Origin of the sequence: Oxobacter pfennigii, from assembly GCF_001317355.1 — a bacterium.
In the GTDB taxonomy this organism is placed as follows: domain Bacteria; phylum Bacillota; class Clostridia; order Clostridiales; family Oxobacteraceae; genus Oxobacter; species Oxobacter pfennigii.
This window is the reverse complement of the sequence record NZ_LKET01000028.1, coordinates 191,625-214,187: the sequence shown is the minus strand read 5'-3', so window position 1 is coordinate 214,187 and position 22,563 is coordinate 191,625. Positions and strand designations below refer to the sequence as shown.

Genomic DNA, 22,563 nt, shown 5'->3' with positions numbered 1-22,563 from the left:
ATTTTTAGTGGAAAAACGCAGCCGTAACCTCAACGTATCCTTTCGGGTATCCCAACAGGAACGAGACCTCATTGAAAAGAAAATGGAGCTTGCGGGTATTCGCAGCCTGCGGGCCTATCTTTTAAAAATGGCAGTGGACGGTTATGTGGTGCAGCTTGACTTATCCGAGGTGCGGCAGATGGTATCCCTGCTGCGCACCGCCACCAACAACTTAAACCAGATTGCCCGGCGCACCCATGAGACGGGCAACCTCTATGACGCCGATATCCGGGACTTGCAGGAGCATTATGACCGGCTTTGGGAGCAGGCTGGCGGTATTCTGAAAAAGCTTTCTGAACTGTAGGCTCTCCCATGACAAAAAAGCGGCGTATTCCCAACTTGGGAATATGCCGCTCCTTTGCCATGAGGCCCGGTCATTCCTTTTCAAATTCCAGAAACTTGTGGGGCGGAATGTGAAACAGATCCGCTATGGCGAACAGCGTTTTCAAAGAAACCGGCTGTACGCAGGACGGCGTTTCCACCTGTGATAAATATTTCGATGTAATCCCGATCCGCTCCGCAAGCTGATCCTGGGTCATTTCATTCATTTTTCGATAATACGCGATTTTCAATCCGATTTGGATAAAGCGTTTATCGTTTATATCCCATTCTTTTGGCATTTCGTTCACCTCTGCTATAAGTTTACATGCTTGCAAGAAACAGGTGAACCGCTTATAATATAGAATATTCTATATTATACATAGAGTTTTATGTATTTTAGAAAGAATAATCTTAGAAAGGAATGGAGTTTATGAAATCTTGTTGTATTACCGGCCCCCGTGAAATCCCTACGGAAAAAATCGAGTATGTCAGGCAGGCGCTTCATCGGGAAATCGAACAGGCCGTTGCGGACGGCTTCACTGTTTTTTTAAGCGACATGGACAAAGGAACCAATCTGGAGTTTGCAATGATCGTGGCGGAAAAGAAGAAAGAAATTCCAGAGCTGTTCCTGGAGGCGGTTTATCCTCATGCCGGACGCATGAAGGCCAAAAACAAACAGGTACGGGAACTGATGTCGCAGTGCAGCGGCTTCAAGCTGATCAGTCAGGATTACAACCGCGACTGCCAGTTTGCCGCCAACCGTTACCTTCTCGAATCGGCTCAAAGAGTGATTGCCTTTTCTGATGAAAATATCAAAAGCAACACAGCGCAGATACTCCGAATGGCTGCTGCAAAGGAACTGGAGGTGCATATGATTTCGCTTTCCGAACCGGAAGAATCAGTACCATCTCATTGACTGATATGGTATAATAAGGAAAAGAAAACACGAGGGGGGGACAGATATGGGACTGATAGCGGCAGCAGGCTTTGAACTGCTGATCGGTGCGGCAATTGGATTTATTCTGTTTCTTATCGGTTTGTTTTTCAAGCAGATTATGGTGTTTGACAGCATTGCGCTGGGAGTTATTACGGGCTTTGTGGCAAACGGCGTATGGCATCTGAGTACGGCACTTTCCATCGGAATCGGCGCGGGTGTTTTTGCCCTGCTGCTGTTTCTTCAAATGACCAAAGTGGGCTTTTGGATTATCGGTGTCCTGCTGTCCATCCTATGGGGATTTATCTTTGCTTTTGTGGCATGGAGTGTCACCGATAAAAGCCCGTTCTGGACATATGGTGTTTGGGTCGTGGGAGCGCTACTCATTATGTTGCTGCATCTATGGTCGAGGAAAAACATAAACCAAATATAGCCGCCAACAAGTGAAAGAAAGGCGCTTGCCTCCGGACTTACGGAGAGCAGGCGTCTTTTCTTTTTGCAAAGGAGGGGATTATACGGCCACCACTTATTTCAGGCCCCGCCACATCGACAAGGGCAGGAGCATTCTGGCGACGATCAAGGGAAGTCTGGACTATGGAAAGAACCCGAAAAAGACACGGGACGGCTTTCTGATTTCCGCCTATGAATGCGATCTGGCGACCGCCGACGCGGAGTTTTTACTTGCCAAACGCCAGTATTACTATATCACCGGACGGGAACAAAAACGGGATAATAATATTTTGCTTTATCAGATACGCCAGGCGTTCAAGCCGGGGGAAATTACCGCCGAGGAAGCCAATCGGATCGGCTACGAGCTTGCTCTGCGTTTCACCAAAGGCCGCCATGCTTTTATTGTTACAACCCATGAGGATAAGCACCATATCCATTCCCATATTTATTTCAATTCCACCACGCTGGACTGCACGAAGAAATTTGAGGATTTCCGGCATTCTGCAAGAGCCGTCCGCCGGTTAAGCGATACGATCTGTCTGGAGAACGGACTGTCCATAATAGAGAATCCCAAGCCGAGCCGTGGGCATTACGGAACGTGGCTGGGCGATGAAAAGCCTCCATCCTTTCAGGAAAAACTGCGCCGCGCGATTGACGCTGCGCTGGAGCAAAATCCCTCTGACTTTGAAGCCTTTCTGTCTCTGATGGAGGCGGCAGGCTACGCGGTCAAGCGCGGGAAGCATATCAAATTTACCGGCCCCGGACAAAAGCGCGGAACACGCTGCGATACCTTGAAAGGCAATTATACCGAACAGGCTATCCGGGAACGGATTGCGAATGCCCGGTTTGTCGTTTCCGGGGGCGGTTCCTCTTTTGAGCAGAACGCCGTTCAGGTCAATCTGCTCATTGACATCCAGGCAAAAATTCAGATGGGAAAAGGCCCCGGCTATGAACGCTGGGCAAAGCTTTTCAACTTAAAACAGGCGGCGCAGACGCTGATCTTTTTACAGGAAAACGGCATGACGGACTATGCCCGGCTTGAGAAAAAATCGGCGGAGTCCACCACCGCTTTCAACGCGCTTTCCCAAAAAATCAAGCAGGCGGAAACCCGCATGAAGGATATCTCCGACCTGCAAAAGCATATCGCCAATTACAGCCGGACACGGGATATTTATGTCCAGTACCGCAAGGCCGGATACAGCAAAAAATTCCGCGCGGAGCATGAGGGAGAAATCCTTTTGCACCAATCGGCCAAGAAAGCGTTTAACACTTTGGAGCTGAAAAAGCTCCCGTCTATACAGACACTGAAACAGGAATATGCGGCACTGCTCGCGGAAAAGAAAAAGCTCTATCAGGGCTACCGGCAGGCCAGAGAAACCATGAGAAATCTTTTGACCGCCAAAGAAAACACGGACAGATTACTGCGCTTTTCCCCGACCGTGCCGGATCAGGAAAAACAGCGGTAACGGTGTCTGGAATGCTTCTTCCCTCCGCATGTAAAAAGCGTTCCCGAAGGAACGCGCAGCAGCGCCGTCAGGCGCTTAACAGACAGACGCGAACGCAGGCTGTCTGACGGGGGTTGGGGCAGAGCACCAACAAGCAGAGCGGAGCCATTCCGACCGGAGGAAGGAATGCGTGGAGCGCGGGAATGGGCGCTTTGGCGCGCCATTCCCCCTGCTTGCCGTTTTAATATAGGCGCATACAACAACAGTTTTCAAGAATATAAAATAACACGGATAAAGATGCCTGAGACTATATTCTAATAGTAACCAATACTACGCAATATAACACAAAACAACAAATAGAAATTGTCATTTTGATATTATTATGTTACAATTAATCCATTAGGATATTTGCGCGAATTTATCAAAGTGAGGTGGCATCTATGCCTGAAACAATACATAACGACAGATGGATATCCCTGCAAGAGGTCTGCGATTATCTTGGCGTGAAGCGCCATACCATTATGCGATGGATTGAGCAGCGCGGTATGCCCGCATCCAAGGTGGGAAAGCTCTGGCGTTTCAAAACTGCCGACATTGACGAATGGGTTAAAAAAGGCGGAGCCTCCGATGAGCGGGAGGTTATCAAATGAACGGACTTAAATCTTTCAATGCCCGCAGGCTTTCTGTTGCCGGATTTTCATTTCTCTTTGCCTATATTCTGTCCTTTCAGTTTGAGGGGCAGGTGCTGTACAGCCTGTTGGATCTGCGTGGAACAGACGCCGACCGTTACATACTGACTGCAATTATCGCGCATTTCGCAGGGCTTTTTACCTGCGGCCTGTTTGTCAAGTCACAGGCGGCCGCCAAAAGCATGATGCTCGGCGGCATGGGCTTATGCTTAGCCGCCACTGTTCCCTTCTTTTTTCCTCTCCCCACTCTATGGATGGGCGGACTGATTGTTAGCGGATACTTTAGCGGCTGCGCGGTGGCGGCATGGGGATTTTTTCTCAGGGCCTTTACTCCCCAGAACGAGCGCATTAAATCCTGTGCCGACGTTCTGATTTATTCCAATTTGCTGATGATTGCAGTCAACGTGGTGGCCATGAACAGGTCAACCTTTATCGGGCTTGGCCTCTCTGTGCTTTGTCTTGTAATCGGTATGGTCTTCATTTGGATGCTACCGTTGGTGCAGAAGAATGAGCAGAACAAAACATTTAAAAATAAGACGCATGGCGGCATTAAAAACCCACTAATATTGCTGTGTCTTTTTGTCTTTATCATTACAATTAATTCCGGACTGATGTATCAGGTCATTAACCCCGCTTTTGAGCATCTGACGGGGCTGGTGAGCTGGTATTGGGCCGTGCCTTATATCGTGGCGCTTGCTATTATGCGCAACCTACCTATGAAAGCAAATCGTTCCAGAATTTTGTATATCGGAATGGCAATGATTATGGGAGCGTTCATCAGCTTTATGCTGCTGGGGCGAAATACCTCCGACTATCTGACTGTGGATACGCTGATGCTCGGCGCCTGCGGTATTTTTGACCTGTTTTGGTGGAGCATCCTCGGAGAAATGCTGGATTATAGCGATAACCCGTCACAAACCTTTGGCATCGGTCTTTCCGCCAATGTATTCGGCGTCCTTTGCGGAGGCGTCCTGGGAATAGCTGTGACATCCATGGGGCTTCCCGGCGCGGAGGTGGCGGTGATTGCCCTGACGGTGGTGTGCGTTACATTGGCTATGCTGCCGTCCCTCAACCACCAGCTTGTTCTATTGCTGAAAAGCCATGCTTACCTTGCCGCTTATGATAATATGAGCCAGTCACAGCAAACGGATATTGTACGGCAGGTCAAAACCCTTAATCCGCTGACTGTCCGGGAGCAGGAGGTATTGCAATTGATCCTTTCCGGCAAATCCAACCGTGAGATTGCCGGGGCTTTGTTCATCAGTGAGAATACCGTTAAAACACACGCAAGAAGTATTTTTTCAAAATACGATGTTTCAAGCCGTGCGGAGCTCATCAGCACCCTGCTGAAAAACCAAACGGTTGGATAAACCATAAAACTGCATAAATACTGGGTTTAACTGGCCTCTCACCCAAAAGGGTGAGGGGCTTTTTTCTGTAATTTCATCCTTTCGAACGATGCTTTTTGAGACATCCTTCCCTAAAATGAATACTGGAGGAGGGTTGGTGCAAATGAAATTAATCCGCAAACGACGCAATGGATATGCCTTATTGTTCGCAGCTAGTATTTGTTTAGCGGTGTGGTTCGGTGTAACTTCTATGTTAGAAGTGGTTTTCGCCTTTGGAGCGATCAGCCTTATCTCTCTCGTGTTATTGGTGAGGCAGAGCCGTCTGCTCTATGACGCAACACTCATTTGGGATAATCGCATCCTTGCGGTGTCATCTGCTCTCATCTCCATGCCAGGCCGCCAAATCAAAAAAGACATCGAGGAAACCGTAGTATCTACCTTTGGTATCCTCATCGGCAGCGAAATTTACCGGTGGGGTCTCGACGGGGTACATGGCGTGCGGCTGCACACCGCCCATATTGATCAGGAACGGATGTACCTGACCTTTGGCGACGCGGCTCAGACCATGCGGGTAGATTTGCTGCACGGAATGACTCAAAAGCAGGCGGTACTGGATGCAGCACAAAAGCTGCTTCGTGAAACCGGCGTAACGGCAGACATCATCGGATGGTAACGCATCAAAATCGCGTGATTAATGAAAGAAGGAGTGAGTATTATGGGTAAATTCTGCACAAGCTGCGGCACGGCTCTGAATGAGGGAGCGAAATTCTGTGCAAAGTGCGGAGCCAATGCTTCCCACGTATTGGAGGAAGCTGGGACGCTGCCAGAACAGGCAACGCCGAACAGTGAGACCATCCTGTCAAAGGCTGGCAAACAAATGAAAATCGAAGCAAAAATCAAGGCAGCCGCCTATGCGAAAAGCATGTTCTCCGAGGCGACCCCCGCCTATCAGTCGGCTGGGGAACTTGCTCTGCCGGCGGAACTGACCCCCTTGGCGGGAGATTTTGAAGCAGAAAACCTGCTGTCTCTGCTGAAAATCGGCATTAAGGGATTAGCGGGCGGCTTGAAACGGACGCTACACGACAAAAAAAGGCTGGTAGTGGTCATCGCTCTGGTAATCACATGGTTGCTGGTAAACCTCTTAGTTTCCTTAGGTATCTTTCCCCTTCCGCTTCGCTTGCTCTCCTGGCTCACCGCCGCCCAGGGCAGTCTTATCGGGGGCAGCATCGGCAAAGGACTAGTAGCTGCCCTATTGGCCCAGCTGATTGCTGATCAAGGTATGCTTCAGACAGTGAAAAGCGGCCTTGGCCAACTGGGTGGTATAGCCAAAGGGTTGAGAGGCGTAGCCGGACCGCTGCTAATGGGCATCGCTGTGGCCCTGATCGTTACTAACTTGATGGTTTCCTCCAATCTTCAAAACACAATGGTTTGCCTGGCCGCTTTTTTATTATCAGCCAAGGCTTTGACTCATCATGGATTTTTGCGGAAGTTTATCAATGCCTTGCTTCCAAAAGCAAATAACACGACCCTTACGACCCTCATGCGGGGTTGGACCCTTGGCTTTGCCCTGTTTGCAGCAATCAGCTTTCTCCCTGGTGGAGGAAACGGCTATGTGCTTGGAATCCTGTTACTATTGGCCGGTGGCTTAGTTACGGTCGTAAACAAAAATAAAAAGGAGGCGAGCGGAGAATGAAAACCAGAAGAAAACGCTGCTTGGCTGCTTGCCTGGTAATTCTGCTATTAGGCATGATGCTTATGCCCTTAGGAGCGTTGGCAGAAGGTACCGAAATACCTAAAGGCTATGTAGATCCAATAATTGAGTTGGACTTGAAGAAGGGGGATGTGAATGGGTTCGCAGATTTTTGGGATCGTCTGGAAGAGATTCGACTTGTGCCTTATGAAGCATTTTTAGTGCATTTTGATGCTTTTTATAATAGGGCTGAAAATAAAAGGTTTCATCCCATAAGTGGCCAGACTCTGATTCTTAAAAGAGGTGAAGTAATACCAGAGTATAGGCTGGATGTTAGCTATGGCCCTTTTAATTATAATAGAGGCGCTGGTTATATTCACACCGCTGAGGCAAGGGGTGAATTTATTATGAAGAATATCCAGTTTGGGACCACAAAAGGAGCCGGGATTCTATACAATGTTGGCGGTTCTTTTTCTGCTTATGACACTTCTGAATCAGGTGCAACCACTACCTACGGTTGGGAATTTGAGGAATCAAGGGATTATGGGAGTCAATATCACTTGCCGGAGGCTTCATATGCAGCTGTTGCCAGGATTGAGGATGACCCTAATACCATGATAGTAAGAGCTGACGCTTATGCAGTAACCGATGATGATAGTATTAGCAAACTGACAGGTGCCATGGTATTTTTTCGGGTTGAAGGCGTGAAGCTAGCTAAAGCCAGTTCAGTGTCCGCAGAGCAAAAGAATTCAGAAATAGATACCCGTGCCGATAAGGATGCAGGTGAAACAGGCGTTAGTATCCCTGAAGCCCTGGCTATTGTCATCATCGGCGGAGCCGCAGCCATGGCCGGTGCCGGTGCAGGTGGAAGGAGCGGAGATGGAGGAGACAATAACAGCAAGAGGAGAAGTCGCTATAGAATGTGCCTGCGTAAGGACTTCGGCGGTGGGATCCGTTATGATACCCAACCAGTAACGATCTATGCCCGGATTGTAGAGATAACGCCTGAAGGGGAGGAAATTGACCGACCAGACTTGACTTCTGCTATAGAGATTTTTTCCGGAGGGAATTTGGCTGTGGGGGATTGTTCCATGGCGGGGAACTATATGGGCGCCCTGGTGTCGGCAAAGTCGGTACCTGGCGGGGAAAATCCTGGCACCGGAGTAGTTAGCATCCGCTTTAGGGGTGAAGGGGGTTCCTTCCAGAACAATGTAACCTTCCGCATAATCGGCAAACCCTATATTTCTTTCCCAGAGCAGGGACGTTATCTGACTATGACGCTGCCAATGCTTTTAGGAGATGGCAAGGTTTATGAAACTCCTGTTACCCTCAATGATTTTCTGGAAAAGCCAGCTTCAGTCCGGCTGGATGTAGCAGAAGGGATTCCTCTGAGCTGCGAACTGGAAGAGATCCAAGATATTGAAAATATGGGGACTATGGAAGAATCCGGTGTCCAAAGCTATATTCTGAAAGTGAAAAACCTTAGCCCTAAGCCGGAAGGTCCGCAAACTGTAAAACAAACTTTTGGCTTCGGCATTATAGCTGAAAATGATCAGGAAAAAGCGGAAAACAGCCTAAATGCAGAGCTTTATCCGGAAGGTCTGTCCATCCGGGAAGTGAAGTTTGATGATCAGGGTTATGTCTTAATCGACACCTTTGATAATGAGGCTACAGACGAATGGGGGGACGTAGTACCAACGGGCTTTGTCCTGGATTTTGCCGTACCTGAGCAGGATGATGAGGGCAGACCCACAGTCCGGGTTCTCGAACCCAAGGAATACAGTCCTGTCTTTGCTGGCTTAAAAGGAACTGAGGAACGCACCATCCATTTGGCCGAGCGGTTTAAGTATAGTATTCAGGAAATCCCAAGCAACCTGAAAGAATATAAATTTGCTCCCGAGGAAGCTCTGGTGGAAGAAGAAGGTAAACCTTATTACCTCACCTTGCCCATTTCCTGCACCTATGGCCAGGAGGAGTATACCCTGGATCTGCCCCTTCGCCTCTTAGGCGGAGGTCCCGGACCGTTGGCCGGCTGGGATGAAGCCTTTGCCCATATGAAGAAAGTCGTCAGCAAAGTAGGCGGGATCAGTCCGGAACTGGCTAAGATGCTCCGGGAAAACGGTAAAAAAATGTCCACGGCAGAGCTTCGTCTGGTGACTTTTCGGATTTGCCATGATGCCGTAACCTACTACACCCGGGATGCCGCCGAATACGAAAAGATCGCCGCAGAACTGGATAACATGCTTTATTATGCCGAATGGCTCAAATGGTTCGGTGACCAGGCCTTTTCCTATCTGATAAGCAAATATTACGGCAATACAGCTGATGCTCTTCTATCCCCAGCCAAAGATATTTTTGCCGCCTTTTTGGGAGAAGTCCTTGATTATCTGCTCAATGATGAACCGATCACTTTGGACGAACTGGAAACCATTAAAAATATCACCGCAGGAGTGGATAATCTCATAGTAAATGCTTTTGATGATGCTACGAGTAGTAAAAATATTACCTTCAAACAGACATGTGCCGCCGTGGCAGGTTTCTTGGTTTGGAAGATAGCGAAGAATATTTATGAAAATAGAGACCGAGACGGGAAAATCGATATCTATTCTGCTATTACAGCGCTTACAGCTGACTTGACAGCTATGGGCGTGAAAAAAATTGCCGGTAATTTCTTTGATAAGGCTTTAGAAAATTCTGCGGTCCAAAAGGCATTAAATAAACCCGTCAGCAAATGGATGCAGAATATCGCACCTAATGTGTTCAAGGGTAGATGGGACATCGACAAGCAAGGGGAGTATCTGTTGAAAATCGTAGAGTTTAAGCAGTCAGATATTATCAAGAAGTACCTTGAAGAAAGCTTTGGTGCCGGTGCGGTTAAAGTCGTAGAAATGGGCGCGGAATCAGCTCAAGATTGGCTAAAATCCACCGAAGATAGCAACGCAAGCCCTGTAGATCTCTCAGCATGGCCACGGATAAGCTGGGTCAGTGAATTTACTGATGAAAATAATCGCAAGACAGCTTCCCTGATCTCCATTGATCTCGGCTTCGAAGCTATAGGCAAGTTCTTTGACCATCTCTTCGGAGAGCTTTTTGGCGATGTGCCTTTTGCCACGGAAGCAAAATCGCCTCCGGTTGATCCGCCCTATCTACCAGAAAAGAGCCTTGGCACTCTCTAATCGGATGGGAGTGAGGAAAATCAAAATATAAATAATGGAGGGTAGTATCATGAAAAAGCTTATGGTTTTATTTCTGGTGTTTATAATGATTTTCATTCTCGCCGCCTGCGGTGAGAAAAGAGAAGGAGGATCGCAAGCACAAGGTTCTGCTCCGGCTGAAGCAAGCAATGCCCCTTCTGGCGAAGAGGAAAAAGGAAAGGCTGGGCTTTCCCTCGACGATATCGCCGGGACTTATTCGATGAATACCTATTATGACGGCAAAGAACAGAAGCATACTGTCGTGTTCACAAAGAGCGGAGATAAATTGGTAGCATCCAGCGATGCTAAAGGTGAAGAACCTTTTGAATTATCCTATGATCCGGCTTCGGGAATAGCTTCATATGTTCAAAAGATTCCCCATGAAGACAGTGAAATCACAATAGATTCAAAATATACTTTTATCCTTGAGGATGGGAGTACAAAGGTAAACGGTGAAACGACTATATCATTTAAAGACGAAACAAAAGATGGACCCCGGTATGAAGGATACAAGATCGACTGACTGGAAGTTGGCTTGCTATAACAAGAATTTTAGGAGGTAATCTTATGAAAAAGACATTAATTATATTTTTATCATTGGTACTTATGCTCACCTTCGCCGCTTGCGGTGAAAAGAACGGCGGTAAATCACCCTCAGAAAGCTCCACGCCCGCCGAATCGGGCAATGCTCCCTCCGGCGAGGCGGGAGCGGATGAAAACAAGTATTACGGTATCGGCGAGGCGGCCGAGTATGAGGAGTACCGAATAACAATTGATAAGGTAGAGCGGGTGAGTGATACCTCAATTTTCTGGAACCCCAAGGAGGGGTACAGCTATATTAAGGTTTATGTGACCGTCGAAAATATTGACACGGAGGCCGTGTCGGTGGATGAGACCCCGCTATGTATCGTGCGCGACGGAGATTATAATGCCGAGCTTTCGGACTATTCGCGCAACACAGACGTAAAAAATTTTTTACAGGACGGTATATTTGAAGAAGCCTATCTTGCTCCGGGAACTGCGGAAAGCGGCTGGCTGACTTTCCAAATAAAGCCCGATGAAAAAGAGCTTACTATGAAATACGACCAACTGTTTGATACGGTCTTTTTCCGCTTCACGGTTGAGTAGATTTGAAGGAGGCTTTATATAATGAAACGAAAAATACTATCCTTTTTGCTTGCAGTCGCTATGCTGTTGTCCTTAATGGCGGGGCTTTCCGGCTGCGGCTCTGGTAATCAGGCTAAGACTCCCGGCACACAGAAATCCGAAACCTTTACGGTGGAGGACGGACAGACGGCATTGGCCTCAGAGGACGGTGCGGCGATAGACTTTGGCTGTCTGCTGGAGGCTGGCGAGGAACTCACCATACAAAAGGTATCGCCCGCGTCAATAGACAGCGATGTTGAAATCTACGCCTACGATTTCAAGCTGTCCTCCGGTCAGCCGGAGGGAGTTGTCGAGCTGACCATACCCTATGACGATGCGGGGCTTGAAGCCGACGAGGAAATTCTGTCGGTCTGCGGCAAATATCTAAACGAGGAAACAAAGCAATGGGAGGACGTCTTTTATACAGTAAACGCCGAAGCCAACAAGGTGCATATTTTCACTGACCACCTCTCCACCTATAGCGTGTTTAAGGTCAGGAACGAAGGAAAACGAAGCGAATACATTTACGATGTCAACGCCTACGCCGCTCACATGACGACAAAGCAAGCGGAGCAGCTGCTCAAAACCTACGCCGAGCAGGGTGTGTCGTGGCAAGAGGATGTTATATCAGCGTTTTTAAATGCAAACAGCTCACTGCCGATGTTCGCTGAAACAAATATCCCCACTCTCGTATCGCTTGGAGGCGCATACGACGATATGATCACCGAACCGTTCGGCAACGCGTTGACGGTTTTGGGCATCGCGACCTCCTGCACCCAGTTCGCGTATGACGCATACAGCAACGGGCTGACAAGCAAAGAAACGTCGATTAGCGGAATGAAAACCGTGTTGAATCTGGGGCTGAACTTGGCGTCGTCAAAAAAATATCTGTTGGATTCATTTCAGGTGGCCTATGTGGGCGTTGGAGTGATCGACATCGCGCTTACCGATGTGATAAATTTCGCCATCGACACCAAGTATGAAAGCACAAAAAATATGTACGACGCCTATTACGCAAGACCCGAAAACAATCGCCGTGTCAAGGATTGGTACGATTTATTCAAGAAGATATACAAAGAAAACAAATCCGCTCCGCAGACAGCTCTCGACAAAATGCAGAGCGAGATTGACAACTATGTAAACAAATACTGGGAGGTTGCAGCAAGCGACTGGGATTCATGGATAGACGCATATGAAAAGAACGGCAAGCTGTCCAAGTATCCGTGGCCGTCGGAGAGCGACCGCAATAAAATATCAAGCAATTACAAAGCTGAGATCTATGATTACCTTCAGGTTATGTTCCAGTCTCTGAGCCGGGATATGTATTTTGATGCCCTAACTCAGCGGGAAAAGGAGTATAAAGAACTTGCCGCACTGCTAAATAGGGTATACACCTTGAACTTCAGGGAGGATTATGACACTGAGAAGGCAAAATGGGCCAACGCATATGTCAAACTGGCCCCGCTTTCCGATAGAACCACGGCAAAAGAGTGGACCATCCGCCTTGACGGCGAAGCAAACGGACAGATGAAGTTCACTCTGGGTGCCCATGAAACGGCGAGATTCCCTATGAAGGTGGAATTTTATAAAACAGAAAAGGACTTGGAAGAGGGTAAGGTTGCCTTGAGTGCCAAGCTCAAACCCTTTGTAAAAACCGAAATGGAGGTCATTTTAAATACAAAAACAAATAAAGTGGACTATTCCGGAACATATACAGGGGTCATGAATGTTACGGAAACAGGTAAGGATATTGATGTGACAACTGTAGTCACATTTGAAAAGGATTTTGGCGACGGCTCTTACTATAAAATTGTCTGCTCAAATAATGAAACCCAGAGCACCTACATCAACGGCAGCTATTTTGTGCGGTGGTCGACAGGCGAGGCAAATATTGCGGGAGCAAAATTTGTATTCTCCGCTGACGGAACATCGTTCAGCGCCTCAATGCGAGACCACAACGATAAAGAGTGGGGCGTGATTACCTGTCAGAGGTAAAAACGACCCCAAGCACAAGATATGTCGGCCAACATGAGAAAACAGCGCACAATAATCGGATCAAACAAACTGGAGGCATATCCATGAGAGATAATATTCCATCTGCGGGCAGAGGCAATAAAATCTTGCCCGCAATACTGATTGCGGCCAATCTGCTGATGCTTGTGATAGGCGTTCTCACTATACCGCCCAATTTGCCGTCAGCAGCAGTAAAGGAATCTCCTGCGCCGAGGACGGAGCAAACAGCGCTCGTTACACCGGCATCGGAGAAAGAAACCCCGCCTGCGGCCACGGAAAGCGGCAGTATTCCCGCGCCGGAGGTGACAGGCGTGAGCTTATCCACGGAGGAACGCCCCGATTTGGAGGACTTTCTCTGGTACACAGAGGACGTGGTTTATGACGGAGTTCCATCCGATGCGAATATCATAGACAATATCGGCCCGCTGACTGGGAGCTGGAAAGCACTGATTATTTACGACCCCAATAACGAATACGACTCGGGCGCTATGGAGTTTCTCAATGTCGCCCTTACAGGTGCGGCGGAGAGCCTGAGCCTCACCCTCGACTGGTATCAGATTTTTTGGGCAAACGAGGGAGAACGCTTCGACGAAACGGATATGGAGGACGGCGTATTTCTGGGCAAGTGGGAAAACGGCGGTCTGTGGGCGTCCGGTGCGGGAACCATACACCTGACGCAGTTCTACGAGCTTAATGGGAAGCAATACGCCGTCGGTACGATGGATACGCCCGACGGGACACCGGCGCTTGTTGCGCTGGTGCGGCCATAAGGAGGTGCAGATATGGGGAAATATTGTACGAATTGCGGCAATGAACTTCATACCGGCGCTCGCTTCTGCGCCAAATGCGGCGCTACGGTGCTTGACGTGCCTACGAATCCTGTTCCCGCAGCACAGCCGAAACCTGTGCCGCAGACGCAGGCTAAAACCGAGGTGCAGCCTCAAGAATATACTCCGCCCGTTGCGACGCCAAAAAGAAAAAGTGCCGCAGCACCGAAAAGAAACAGCGGGCGCAATGCGCTGTGCATCGTGCTTTCCGTGCTACTTGTCATACAGATCGCGGCGGTGGCTCTCTACGGCTGGCCGGGGTTTATGGTGAAGGACAGACCGCAAAAACTTGGCGACATCCGCGTCGAAAACGGCGTGGCGGAGCTTTCTGGAATGAGCGTGTATTTCGGCGGCGCATACGGCGGGGCGACGCTTGAAAATGCCAAAACCGCCCCTATCGACTTAGATGAGGGGGCTGTCTCCGTCGGTTATGAGCTGGCGTTTGCGGACATACCCGAGGGCGAAGTGACGCTGTCCGCGCCAATGCCGGATGATCTGACCCTTGCGGAAAATGAGCGTTTGTATCTCGATATCGGTTTTTCCATGCAGGACGAGACGGGCGAGAAGGTCATGGTTTACGACCATATCGAGGCCTCGGAGCAGGGCGGAGAGCTGACCGCGAAGATAACCCCCTCAGGCTACCGCGAGCTGTCCGGCAACGTCTACTTGAAGGGCAAGGGCTTCGTTTCCCCGACCTACAGCGACAAAATGCGCTTTGACATCCAGTTCAAGGTCAAGCTCGTAAGCGCCTCGCAAAGCCAACGCTTCAATCTCATCTTTGACCGCTCGCGGTTTATGGCAACCACGGTGGAGCCGGGCGACGTAGAGGCGCTGCTCTCGCGTATGGAGCAGGTCTATGCGAAATACGGGGAGTTCGGCTTCGATATGTCGAGGCGCACCGAATGGCCTATGGATATCCATGTAACAACGCTAAAAAGCGCCGACGCCGCCACACCCACCTACGCGCAATATGTTTCAAGCTGGTGGGGCATTGACAGCGGTTACATGAATTTCAGCCGCCTGCTGTTTACGAATTTCAACCTCAATTCGGCCACGAGCATATTCGCACATGAGCTTATGCACTTTGTGCAGGAGTGCTATGTTACGACCCAGTATAAACGCCTCAATTGGCTGGACGAAGCGACGGCGGTATTTCTCGAAAAATATTTCGGCGGCACAGGCGATCACAGTGCCCGTCAATACGAGCTTTACGACGGCATATATCCTGCCTCCGACTCCGCGAGCGCCGGATACGCCCGCGGCGCGCTGGTCGCTTACTGGGCGAACCGGGACGGCTGGTATGACGGCGCGGACGCCCTTTCCGGCAACGATAAGATGTCGGGACTAATCGACCTCTATTCCACCGGCGGTTATTTGCAGGTGAGCAAATGGCAAAGCTGGATAGACGGCTGTGTGGGGGCACCCTCGGAATATGCAATAGATTTCTTCACAAAGCTCCTAATGGGCGAGGAGAGCGTCTGGGCGGAATATGCGTATAAGCCCTATATCCTCCATCAGACCATCGTGGATAATGCAGGAAAATCCGCAGAGGATTTTTCCTCAAAGCTTGACCCCAACTATGCCGTAACACTTTTTACATCGGTGCTTTCACTGAAAGCCGACAAACTTAGCAGTGAGGATGGACAGAAATTCGAGCTTAGCGTTCCCGCCTATGGCGCGATAGTCGTTGCACTTGATATGACGGAAAAGGAACGGGAGAAGCTGAATAAGGATGCCGCCGTCAGTATTAGCGCCCAAAATGGCGAGGAACTGGTGCTTTTGAAGTCGCTTTCTAAGGAAACGACGATCCAGCAAGGCGCGAGCGTTTCAGCCCCGGCGTTCAGGAAAACACTTGAGGACAAATACCGCTATCTTCTGCTGGTGGTAAACACCACCAACAAGACGAAAGACATACACTTTAAGGTAGCGAGTGGCGAAGGGCTCCCGCTGAATGAAATCATCGGCACCTATGACATCAATTATGAAACTTCAGCGTCAGGTACAATCAATAATTATATCGCAAAGGATGGCGATAGCTTGGTTTTATCCGATTCCGACGGCTTCAATGAGCCGGCTACATTGTCCTACGATCCCCTTAAAGGCATGGCTTATGGAAAACATACGTATTCAAAGGTGTATGCAACGGGCGTGGATGAGATTACGGTAATCTATAAGCTGTATTTTACGCGTGAAAACGGAGGCATTACAATGACAGGCGTGGGGTCACAAACCATAAACGGTAACCCAGCAGGCAGCTGGAGTTACAATGAAAAAAAGATTAATTAATGTGGAATGCTTGCCCAATATGTTTTTGACAGGACGGTGTTTGATTGATGCTGACGAGTCTTGCTGAAACTCTGCCCCCCGGCGTCATTCCCTGCGGGGACGGCAAGCTGCGCTGGAGCTATACGCTGAACCTGTGGCGGCAGCCGATCATGCTGTATACGGCGTTGGGGGCAACGTCTGGCGTTGCCGCCTCCTTCGGGCTTTTGGTGTGCTTTGTCCGCATGGGCATGGACGGCTTTGCGTCGGGGATCGGCTTCCTGTGGCGATATCTGCTGATTGCGGCGGCTGCGGTGCTTCTGATTATGGGGCTTTCCTATTTGATTCTTTGTCTGCTTTATAAGGGTAAATACACCATGCAATTTGAAATGGACGAAGCTGGAATTTTGCACACCGAAGCATTGGGACAGCAGAAGAAATCAAGGAGGTTGGGCGTGAGTGCGGCGATAGTCTGTACAGCCACCGGCTATTCCGGTGCTATGGGACTTGTCGCCGCAGGGCAGGGCTTTTACTCACGGTTTGCACAGGTCAGGGTGGTGAAAGCTGTGAAAAAGCAAAATCTGATACGGTTAAGCGGCGGGTTTGCGCCAAATAGGATATACGCCTCACCGGAGCAGTTCGATTTTGTTTGGCAGTGCATCATAATCCGCAGCCCGAAAGGAAAAAATATATGAATAGCAAACTGAAACGTGTGCTTCTGCGGATTTCATCCGTACTGATGTTACTTGCCGCCCTGCCCATGCTGCTGTGGTGCTTGAATCTCATTGACAATGCGGCACTGGACTACACCTACGCCGGAGCGGGTTGCTTCGCGGCTGGAATAGCGTACATCTTTTCTATGGTGACGGCCATCGCGGGCCTGGCCTTTGCAGAGCGGCTCCACCGACATCGCTGGTGCCGGACGCTTGGCCTTATCCAATTAGCGGCGGGAGTGCTGTTGATCGTCCCGCTTTACTCCTATGCTGCGTTCACATTACCGCCGCTTTTCCTGCTTACCATCCTGTATCTGTTCGGCGTGGGCTGGCGCGAAAAGCAGGATAGTGAACAACAATGAAAGGAGCGTCGAGATGGCAAAGAAGAAAAAGGACAAAAATATCCCCCTCCCCATCCTCATCCTGATTTACGCCGTGCTGCTGTTTGCCATGTATTTGAGCCTATCTACGCTGGCTCTGGCGATATGGGGCGACAGCGTAATGGGTACGGTGGACAGCTATGACAGCCGTCGGGACGATACGACCGCACAGGAAAATCGCTCCCGGACCATTTCCAAGGGCTATTGGTTTGTGGTAAGTGGCAAGGAGTATCGGGGCTATGTGATGTACCAAAGCGACGAGGCGTGGCCAAGCTTGGACGAAGGCGAAACGCGCTCCGAGCGCATCCGCTACCTTGACCTTTTCCCCTACATCAACAAGCCCGCCGCGCTGTGCGAATTTGACGAGATGGGAGAGGTGGCAATTATTTACCATATTCTCGCGCCCATCGGTTATCTGCTTTTGCTGCTACTTGTCATCCGCACAGCCAGACGCGGGAAAAAGAAGAAAGCAGCGGCGAGGAAACCCGCCGGAAAATCCGCGACGAGCCGGGAACCTCAAATAATCGAAGCAAGGAGTGATACGGATATGTTTTGTCCTAACTGCGGAAACAAGTTGCCGGAGGGCGCGGCTTTCTGTTCGAGCTGCGGCGCAAAAACACAAACAAACGCCCCCGGCGTGTGTAAGGCCTGCGGCGCAGAGTTGCCGGAGGGAGCTGAATTTTGCATCGGGTGCGGCAAGGCGGTGAATTTGAGAACGCCGGAGCCGATGGAGGTAAGCCAAGCGGCATCTTCCGCTCCCCCACAGGGAGGCGCGGGGCTGGTCGGCTTTTCCGACAGGTGTAATTCGCCGGAGATACTGGCTGCCGCGCAGAAAAACAAAAAATCATCCATCGGCTGTATGTGGATATTGGTTTTCGTACCGCTCATCGGCTTTCCCATCGCTGGTCTGCTGATGGATGATTTCCCTTTTGGAGAATCGGCGGTCATAGGTGTCGGTATTGCCCTTGTGATGCTGATCATCAATGTATTTGCTCTACGAAGAGCCAAACTGCCCATGTGGGAGGGCATCGTCACCAACAAATTCAGCAAAGAGAAGTACGAGCATAAAGACGATGCGTCAAAAACTTATACGGAATACACGGTGGCAATCACTACCGATGCGGGTAAAAAAAAGACTATTGTTGAAAAAGACAGCAGGCGGGATATGTATGACTATCTGGATGTAGGCGACAAGGTGCGTTTTCATCCGAAGTTTGGTACATACGAGAAATACGATAAATCGAAAGACCGCATCATCTACTGCAACGTGTGTTCCATGATGAATCCCATACAGAATGATCGCTGCAAGCGGTGTAATAATCTGCTGTTCAAATAAAGAAGGAGGATCTGTAATGGAACAATTCAACACATTGCTGAAGGCGGCGGAATGCGCCGTAACACGCTGTAATAGCTGGAACTTTGCCACATCCAATGATAGATACGATGTAAAAGGCTTGCTGGTGCTTGCCGAGACAAGCGACAGTGAAAACCCCATCGATGAGGACAGCTTTTATGTGGTTTCGCCCGCCGGAGCCATCGGCTTATGCGAGGACGGCGAGGACATCGACTGGCTGTTTCTGACAGGCTCCAGTGAAGATGAGGATTTACCTGCCACCTATCAGGTAGACCCGCAAATAAATTTCTGCCCCAAATGCGGCTCCGGTGTTGTTTCCGGCGCTCGCTTTTGCGGAGCCTGCGGCGCAAAACTAAATTAGAAATATACAAGAACCACTATAAGACAGAATAACAAAATGAATATAGCTATGGGCAAACCCGGTTAAAGCCGGGGACGCAAAGCCGAGGGTCTAAGGTGTCTTAGGATGCTACGATAGTCTGGCTGCTGACAGTTATGCAAAAGCCTGCCCTTCATATCCGAAGGATAGGCTTTTGCCGTTTTCAAGGGATGCTTCAGGTATCAGGATGCTGGTTTTCACTCTGCACTATGGCGAAAGAGGTTATGCTATGTTTCAATTAATTTATTCTATTATGAGGTTTCACTAGAGAAGGCGCTATCAGTACATATTGTTTTTCACCTCCACAATTTCATATCAAAAATTTAAAAAAGTCAGCATTTTGCCAATGGCAAAATGCTGACTTTTTCTTTTCAACAAATTTCTTATATCTCCGACCATTAAAAATATTTATCGTCATAAGTTTCTTGTTTATATGTAAAAACTTGACAATTTATCAGTGTCGTTCTCCGCCCTCCAATCTGTTTCGCATTTTCAGCAAAACAGATTGGAGGAAAGGACCATGAAAAATTATAAGGACAGCGATTATGCCCTTAATAAGTACAGCCAGGGCATTGTATATAAATTTGCGGATGGGATTATAGAGGTAACCATGGAGGATTATCTGCGCACAAATCCCGGCAAAACAGAACAGGATTTTCAGGAACTGAAAGCCCTGTCAGATGAAATTTATCACCGGCAGGCTGTGGTTACAAATCGGACAAGCCGTTTGAATGTCACGATAAACGGCATGGAGGAAACCGAGCAACTTGCCACGGCTTCCCCCGATACAGAGCTGATATATAAAAACGACGCTGGACAAGCCATGAGGGCTGCCAAAAAGTTATTAGACAGCGGTGAATTGACAGAAACACAAAAACGCAGGTTTGTAATACATTTCTTCAAGGGGATGTCAACGCGCCAGATTGCAGCCGGAGAAAATGTCAGTCATGTTGCCATACATAAGTCAATTATGCTTGCCAAAAAGAAATTAAAAAAGTTTTTTGAAAAACAGGGTTAATACCCCTCCTTTTTTGACATTGGGTGAGAGGGAAAATTTATTCTCTCACCCGCACATTGAAAAATGCCGATAGTTTTTACCAGCCATATCGGGATAGAAAGTATCGCTCCTGCTGGGATCGGCTGGAGAGAACTTTCATGCACGGCGGTAAATCCACTACGACTCGATATCACCCTTCATATCCGGGAAGCGGGGTCAAATAGGATACGAACGTACTTTGCTGATTTGCGTTTTTGAATATAATAACATGGCACTCTCCCGTGTATTCCCAGGTTGGGAATACGTTTCGTTCAAACATTTTTATAAATAGTTGCTGTAAGAAATGACAATATTTTATGCAGTAGCCTGAAATATAAACCAGCCATCCTTAACCGAAAACTGAAATACACCGCCATACTTTTCCACGATATGAGCTATGCTTTTTGTGCCAAAGCCATGCCCCTGTTCTTGTGATACTGGAAGCCCCTGCTGGAATATTGGCTCTACCTGATAGCTATTGTGTAGATCAATGCACAACTTATTATTTTTAGAATACATACGCAGCCGGATGATGCGTTTGTTGCTGTCTGGTATCTGTTCACAGGCATGGATAGCATTTTCCAAAGCGTTTGACAAGAGCGAGCAAAGCTCAGTATCGCTAAAGGGAAGCAAATCAGGCAGTTTTGCATCCACCGCCAGCACGATTGCCGCTTGTTTCGCTTTCGTAGCGAAAGCGGACAAAATCAGGTTGACGGTTTCGTTTTCACAAAAGCGTGTGGGTGTGATGGCATCCATGTCGGACTGGGCAGTTCGTAGGTAATCTTTAATCCCTTCTATGTGTTCCTTGGAGGCCAGCCCCTGTAAAAGCGCAAAATGGTGGCGCATATCATGCCGATAGGATGCGGCGTTCTGCTGTAACTGCCGCAGAGAAGCAAATTCTGTCTGTGCCAATCTAAACTGTGCATCCAACATATCCTTTTCTCTTTGAAGGCTTGCCTGTTTTTGTGTCTCAGCGTAGTAAAGGATAACAAACACAAAATAGAAAACAGAGATTGTTGAGGGCATGAACTGTACCGCCCATTCGGTGCCGCTGTAAAGCACATTGGTGTAGATGGCGGTCGTGTAGTCGAACAAATAGTAAAAAAGCGGCACCCCGCCTAAAAATAAGCAGGATTTAGTGGACACCTCCATAAGATGCCGGACGGAAGCCGAAACATACTTTTTCAGGAAATAGTAGAACAGAAATATCGCCCCAACATAAAAAACGTGATCCGCAAGTCTGCTGTCTAAAGCGGCGCCTGCAATGAAACCGAACCAGCGTGGTGCTTGACAGCAAAGATAACCGGAAAGCACACTGACGGCGGAGATGAGCCACGGGCGCTTATAATATAAAGAGAATATCACGATCAGCGGCAGATGGATAATCAGCGGATACAGCTTTGATGTCAAATCCAAGCCCAAAAGCCACCAACTGGCGGTTTGAACGAAAAGGAAAATGACACAGAGCAAACCGGTAGTGAACCTGTTTTTCTTTGTGGGTTCTATTCCCGCAAAGAGAGCAGTCACCGTGATGCCAAAGACCAGAGAAACCCCAAATCGCAAGAGTCCTATCACTGTTACTGCCATTGAAAAGCACCTCCCTCCATTTTCTTATTCCCCTTCCATTTGATAATTCAGATATTGCTGCTTAATCTCCTTTGCCTTGCCCTGTGCGACAGGAACAGCGGAAAGGGTCTGTAAGGTAATCTGATGGTTTTCGATGGTATCCACATACTGCATATTCACAAGATAAGAGCGGTGAGGTTTGATAAAACACCCATATTTCAGCAGGTTATCGCAGACAGAGGAAAAAGGCTCCGTACATTCGACTACCTTGCCGGAGCGCAGATGATAGAGGACGTTTCTGCCGATGACCTCGGCAAAAGCCAAATTGGAGATCAGTATTTTTTGAATCCCCTCATTGCTTTTTACGATGACCGCATCCTCTTCTTCTTTCGCTTTGATTTGTTCCAGCAGCTCATCAAAGGTGAAGAATAGTTTCTCCTTTGAAATTGGCTTGAGTACATAGTTGATGGCTTTCACCGAATAGCTTTCCAAAGCAAACTCAGGTGATGAGGTGAAGAATAAAATCGGTGCGGTTTTGTCAAAAGTGCGAATTTCCTTTGCCGCATCAATGCCGGTAAAGCCCGGCATCATAATATCCAGACAGTATATATCAAACCTCTTTCCTTTTTCCAAGGCCGAAATCAATTCAAAGCCGTTTGAAAAGGCGGCGTGTTCGCAGTTTAGATGTCTTGATGTTCGGTACAGGTTGATGAGCTGTACCATATTGGATAGCTCGTCAATATTGTCATCACAGACTGCAATTTGCAGCATAAGCA

At 48.6% G+C, this 22,563-nt stretch carries 23 protein-coding genes and 1 riboswitch; of the genes, 19 read left to right on the top strand and 4 right to left on the bottom strand.

Annotated features, from left to right (window positions below):
• Positions 1-7: 7 nt before the first annotated feature.
• Complete coding sequence (locus tag OXPF_RS07615) at positions 8-343, top strand: plasmid mobilization protein (RefSeq protein WP_054874602.1); 336 nt, start codon at positions 8-10, stop codon at positions 341-343.
• A gap of 70 nt (positions 344-413) precedes the next feature.
• Here OXPF_RS07615 and OXPF_RS07610 read toward each other — a convergent pair whose 3' ends face one another.
• Complete coding sequence (locus tag OXPF_RS07610) at positions 414-659, bottom strand: helix-turn-helix domain-containing protein (protein WP_054874601.1); 246 nt, start codon at positions 657-659, stop codon at positions 414-416.
• 131 nt (positions 660-790) lie between these two features.
• Between OXPF_RS07610 and OXPF_RS07605 the strand changes: the two genes are divergently transcribed.
• From OXPF_RS07605 to OXPF_RS07555, 11 genes are all read left to right on the top strand, one after another.
• Positions 791-1,276, top strand: coding sequence for an SLOG family protein (locus OXPF_RS07605; protein ID WP_054874600.1), 486 nt, complete (start codon positions 791-793; stop codon positions 1,274-1,276).
• A gap of 46 nt (positions 1,277-1,322) precedes the next feature.
• On the top strand, positions 1,323-1,727 hold the full coding sequence (locus tag OXPF_RS07600) for a hypothetical protein (protein WP_054874599.1): 405 nt from the start codon (positions 1,323-1,325) through the stop codon (positions 1,725-1,727).
• A 112-nt stretch (positions 1,728-1,839) separates the two neighbouring features.
• Complete coding sequence (locus OXPF_RS07595; RefSeq protein ID WP_278308365.1) at positions 1,840-3,210, top strand: relaxase/mobilization nuclease domain-containing protein; 1,371 nt, start codon at positions 1,840-1,842, stop codon at positions 3,208-3,210.
• A 419-nt stretch (positions 3,211-3,629) separates the two neighbouring features.
• On the top strand, positions 3,630-3,839 hold the full coding sequence (locus OXPF_RS07590) for a helix-turn-helix domain-containing protein (protein ID WP_054874598.1): 210 nt from the start codon (positions 3,630-3,632) through the stop codon (positions 3,837-3,839).
• A complete protein-coding gene (locus tag OXPF_RS07585) occupies positions 3,836-5,248 on the top strand; it encodes a helix-turn-helix domain-containing protein (protein ID WP_054874597.1) in 1,413 nt (470 codons plus the stop codon). The genes OXPF_RS07590 and OXPF_RS07585 overlap by 4 nt, the downstream gene beginning before the upstream one ends.
• Before the next feature lie 142 nt (positions 5,249-5,390).
• Positions 5,391-5,900 carry a hypothetical protein gene (locus OXPF_RS07580; protein WP_054874596.1) on the top strand — a complete coding sequence of 170 codons (510 nt, stop codon included), beginning with the start codon at positions 5,391-5,393 and terminating at the stop codon, positions 5,898-5,900.
• 42 nt (positions 5,901-5,942) lie between these two features.
• A complete protein-coding gene (locus OXPF_RS07575; protein WP_054874595.1) occupies positions 5,943-6,920 on the top strand; it encodes a zinc ribbon domain-containing protein in 978 nt (325 codons plus the stop codon).
• On the top strand, positions 6,917-10,093 hold the full coding sequence (locus OXPF_RS07570; protein ID WP_054874594.1) for a hypothetical protein: 3,177 nt from the start codon (positions 6,917-6,919) through the stop codon (positions 10,091-10,093). Before OXPF_RS07575 ends, OXPF_RS07570 begins: the two co-directional genes overlap by 4 nt.
• Positions 10,094-10,142: 49 nt before the next feature.
• Positions 10,143-10,634 (top strand): hypothetical protein, encoded by a 492-nt coding sequence (locus OXPF_RS07565; protein WP_054874593.1) that lies wholly within the window; start codon positions 10,143-10,145, stop codon positions 10,632-10,634.
• A 44-nt stretch (positions 10,635-10,678) separates the two neighbouring features.
• Positions 10,679-11,239, top strand: a complete 561-nt coding sequence (locus tag OXPF_RS07560; protein WP_054874592.1) for a DUF4352 domain-containing protein — start codon at positions 10,679-10,681, stop codon at positions 11,237-11,239.
• Positions 11,240-11,260: 21 nt separating this feature from the next.
• Positions 11,261-13,252, top strand: a complete 1,992-nt coding sequence (locus OXPF_RS07555; RefSeq protein WP_054874591.1) for a hypothetical protein — start codon at positions 11,261-11,263, stop codon at positions 13,250-13,252.
• Here the strand turns inward: OXPF_RS07555 and OXPF_RS23025 are convergent.
• Positions 13,236-13,595 carry a hypothetical protein gene (locus OXPF_RS23025; protein WP_242854348.1) on the bottom strand — a complete coding sequence of 120 codons (360 nt, stop codon included), beginning with the start codon at positions 13,593-13,595 and terminating at the stop codon, positions 13,236-13,238. The genes OXPF_RS07555 and OXPF_RS23025 overlap by 17 nt on opposite strands.
• Between OXPF_RS23025 and OXPF_RS07550 the strand changes: the two genes are divergently transcribed.
• The 7 genes from OXPF_RS07550 (at position 13,582) to OXPF_RS07520 (ending at position 20,203) form a co-directional block, all read left to right on the top strand.
• Positions 13,582-14,040, top strand: a complete 459-nt coding sequence (locus OXPF_RS07550; protein WP_242854347.1) for a hypothetical protein — start codon at positions 13,582-13,584, stop codon at positions 14,038-14,040. The genes OXPF_RS23025 and OXPF_RS07550 overlap by 14 nt on opposite strands.
• Before the next feature lie 12 nt (positions 14,041-14,052).
• Positions 14,053-16,383 carry a zinc ribbon domain-containing protein gene (locus OXPF_RS07545; protein WP_054874589.1) on the top strand — a complete coding sequence of 777 codons (2,331 nt, stop codon included), beginning with the start codon at positions 14,053-14,055 and terminating at the stop codon, positions 16,381-16,383.
• Between the two features lie 47 nt (positions 16,384-16,430).
• Positions 16,431-17,054, top strand: coding sequence for a hypothetical protein (locus OXPF_RS07540; protein WP_160317176.1), 624 nt, complete (start codon positions 16,431-16,433; stop codon positions 17,052-17,054).
• A complete protein-coding gene (locus OXPF_RS07535; protein ID WP_054874587.1) occupies positions 17,051-17,434 on the top strand; it encodes a hypothetical protein in 384 nt (127 codons plus the stop codon). Before OXPF_RS07540 ends, OXPF_RS07535 begins: the two co-directional genes overlap by 4 nt.
• Before the next feature lie 13 nt (positions 17,435-17,447).
• Positions 17,448-18,788 carry a zinc ribbon domain-containing protein gene (locus OXPF_RS07530; protein ID WP_054874586.1) on the top strand — a complete coding sequence of 447 codons (1,341 nt, stop codon included), beginning with the start codon at positions 17,448-17,450 and terminating at the stop codon, positions 18,786-18,788.
• 16 nt (positions 18,789-18,804) lie between these two features.
• Positions 18,805-19,167, top strand: a complete 363-nt coding sequence (locus OXPF_RS07525; RefSeq protein ID WP_054874585.1) for a zinc-ribbon domain-containing protein — start codon at positions 18,805-18,807, stop codon at positions 19,165-19,167.
• Positions 19,168-19,208: 41 nt separating this feature from the next.
• Positions 19,209-19,297, top strand: a riboswitch (cyclic di-GMP riboswitch).
• A 408-nt stretch (positions 19,298-19,705) separates the two neighbouring features.
• On the top strand, positions 19,706-20,203 hold the full coding sequence (locus tag OXPF_RS07520) for an RNA polymerase subunit sigma-24 (RefSeq protein ID WP_054874584.1): 498 nt from the start codon (positions 19,706-19,708) through the stop codon (positions 20,201-20,203).
• A 333-nt stretch (positions 20,204-20,536) separates the two neighbouring features.
• On the opposite strand, the gene OXPF_RS07515 is transcribed toward OXPF_RS07520, so the two are convergent.
• Both OXPF_RS07515 and OXPF_RS07510 read right to left on the bottom strand, forming a co-directional pair.
• Positions 20,537-21,808: a sensor histidine kinase gene (locus OXPF_RS07515; RefSeq protein ID WP_054874583.1), complete on the bottom strand. Its 1,272-nt coding sequence runs from the start codon at positions 21,806-21,808 to the stop codon at positions 20,537-20,539.
• A 24-nt stretch (positions 21,809-21,832) separates the two neighbouring features.
• Positions 21,833-22,558, bottom strand: coding sequence for a LytR/AlgR family response regulator transcription factor (locus OXPF_RS07510; protein ID WP_054874582.1), 726 nt, complete (start codon positions 22,556-22,558; stop codon positions 21,833-21,835).
• Positions 22,559-22,563 lie beyond the last annotated feature (5 nt).

What these genes read in the sequence shown, in the direction of transcription:
- OXPF_RS07610 (WP_054874601.1), bottom strand. Translation starts at nt 659, where the DNA reads ATGCCAAAAGAATGGGATATAAACGATAAACGCTTTATCCAAATCGGA.
- OXPF_RS07605 (WP_054874600.1), top strand. Translation starts at nt 791, where the DNA reads ATGAAATCTTGTTGTATTACCGGCCCCCGTGAAATCCCTACGGAAAAA.
- OXPF_RS07600 (WP_054874599.1), top strand. Translation starts at nt 1,323, where the DNA reads ATGGGACTGATAGCGGCAGCAGGCTTTGAACTGCTGATCGGTGCGGCA.
- OXPF_RS07590 (WP_054874598.1), top strand. Translation starts at nt 3,630, where the DNA reads ATGCCTGAAACAATACATAACGACAGATGGATATCCCTGCAAGAGGTC.
- OXPF_RS07585 (WP_054874597.1), top strand. Translation starts at nt 3,836, where the DNA reads ATGAACGGACTTAAATCTTTCAATGCCCGCAGGCTTTCTGTTGCCGGA.
- OXPF_RS07580 (WP_054874596.1), top strand. Translation starts at nt 5,391, where the DNA reads ATGAAATTAATCCGCAAACGACGCAATGGATATGCCTTATTGTTCGCA.
- OXPF_RS07575 (WP_054874595.1), top strand. Translation starts at nt 5,943, where the DNA reads ATGGGTAAATTCTGCACAAGCTGCGGCACGGCTCTGAATGAGGGAGCG.
- OXPF_RS07570 (WP_054874594.1), top strand. Translation starts at nt 6,917, where the DNA reads ATGAAAACCAGAAGAAAACGCTGCTTGGCTGCTTGCCTGGTAATTCTG.
- OXPF_RS07565 (WP_054874593.1), top strand. Translation starts at nt 10,143, where the DNA reads ATGAAAAAGCTTATGGTTTTATTTCTGGTGTTTATAATGATTTTCATT.
- OXPF_RS07560 (WP_054874592.1), top strand. Translation starts at nt 10,679, where the DNA reads ATGAAAAAGACATTAATTATATTTTTATCATTGGTACTTATGCTCACC.
- OXPF_RS07555 (WP_054874591.1), top strand. Translation starts at nt 11,261, where the DNA reads ATGAAACGAAAAATACTATCCTTTTTGCTTGCAGTCGCTATGCTGTTG.
- OXPF_RS07545 (WP_054874589.1), top strand. Translation starts at nt 14,053, where the DNA reads ATGGGGAAATATTGTACGAATTGCGGCAATGAACTTCATACCGGCGCT.
- OXPF_RS07540 (WP_160317176.1), top strand. Translation starts at nt 16,431, where the DNA reads ATGCTGACGAGTCTTGCTGAAACTCTGCCCCCCGGCGTCATTCCCTGC.
- OXPF_RS07535 (WP_054874587.1), top strand. Translation starts at nt 17,051, where the DNA reads ATGAATAGCAAACTGAAACGTGTGCTTCTGCGGATTTCATCCGTACTG.
- OXPF_RS07530 (WP_054874586.1), top strand. Translation starts at nt 17,448, where the DNA reads ATGGCAAAGAAGAAAAAGGACAAAAATATCCCCCTCCCCATCCTCATC.
- OXPF_RS07525 (WP_054874585.1), top strand. Translation starts at nt 18,805, where the DNA reads ATGGAACAATTCAACACATTGCTGAAGGCGGCGGAATGCGCCGTAACA.
- OXPF_RS07520 (WP_054874584.1), top strand. Translation starts at nt 19,706, where the DNA reads ATGAAAAATTATAAGGACAGCGATTATGCCCTTAATAAGTACAGCCAG.
- OXPF_RS07515 (WP_054874583.1), bottom strand. Translation starts at nt 21,808, where the DNA reads ATGGCAGTAACAGTGATAGGACTCTTGCGATTTGGGGTTTCTCTGGTC.
- OXPF_RS07510 (WP_054874582.1), bottom strand. Translation starts at nt 22,558, where the DNA reads ATGCTGCAAATTGCAGTCTGTGATGACAATATTGACGAGCTATCCAAT.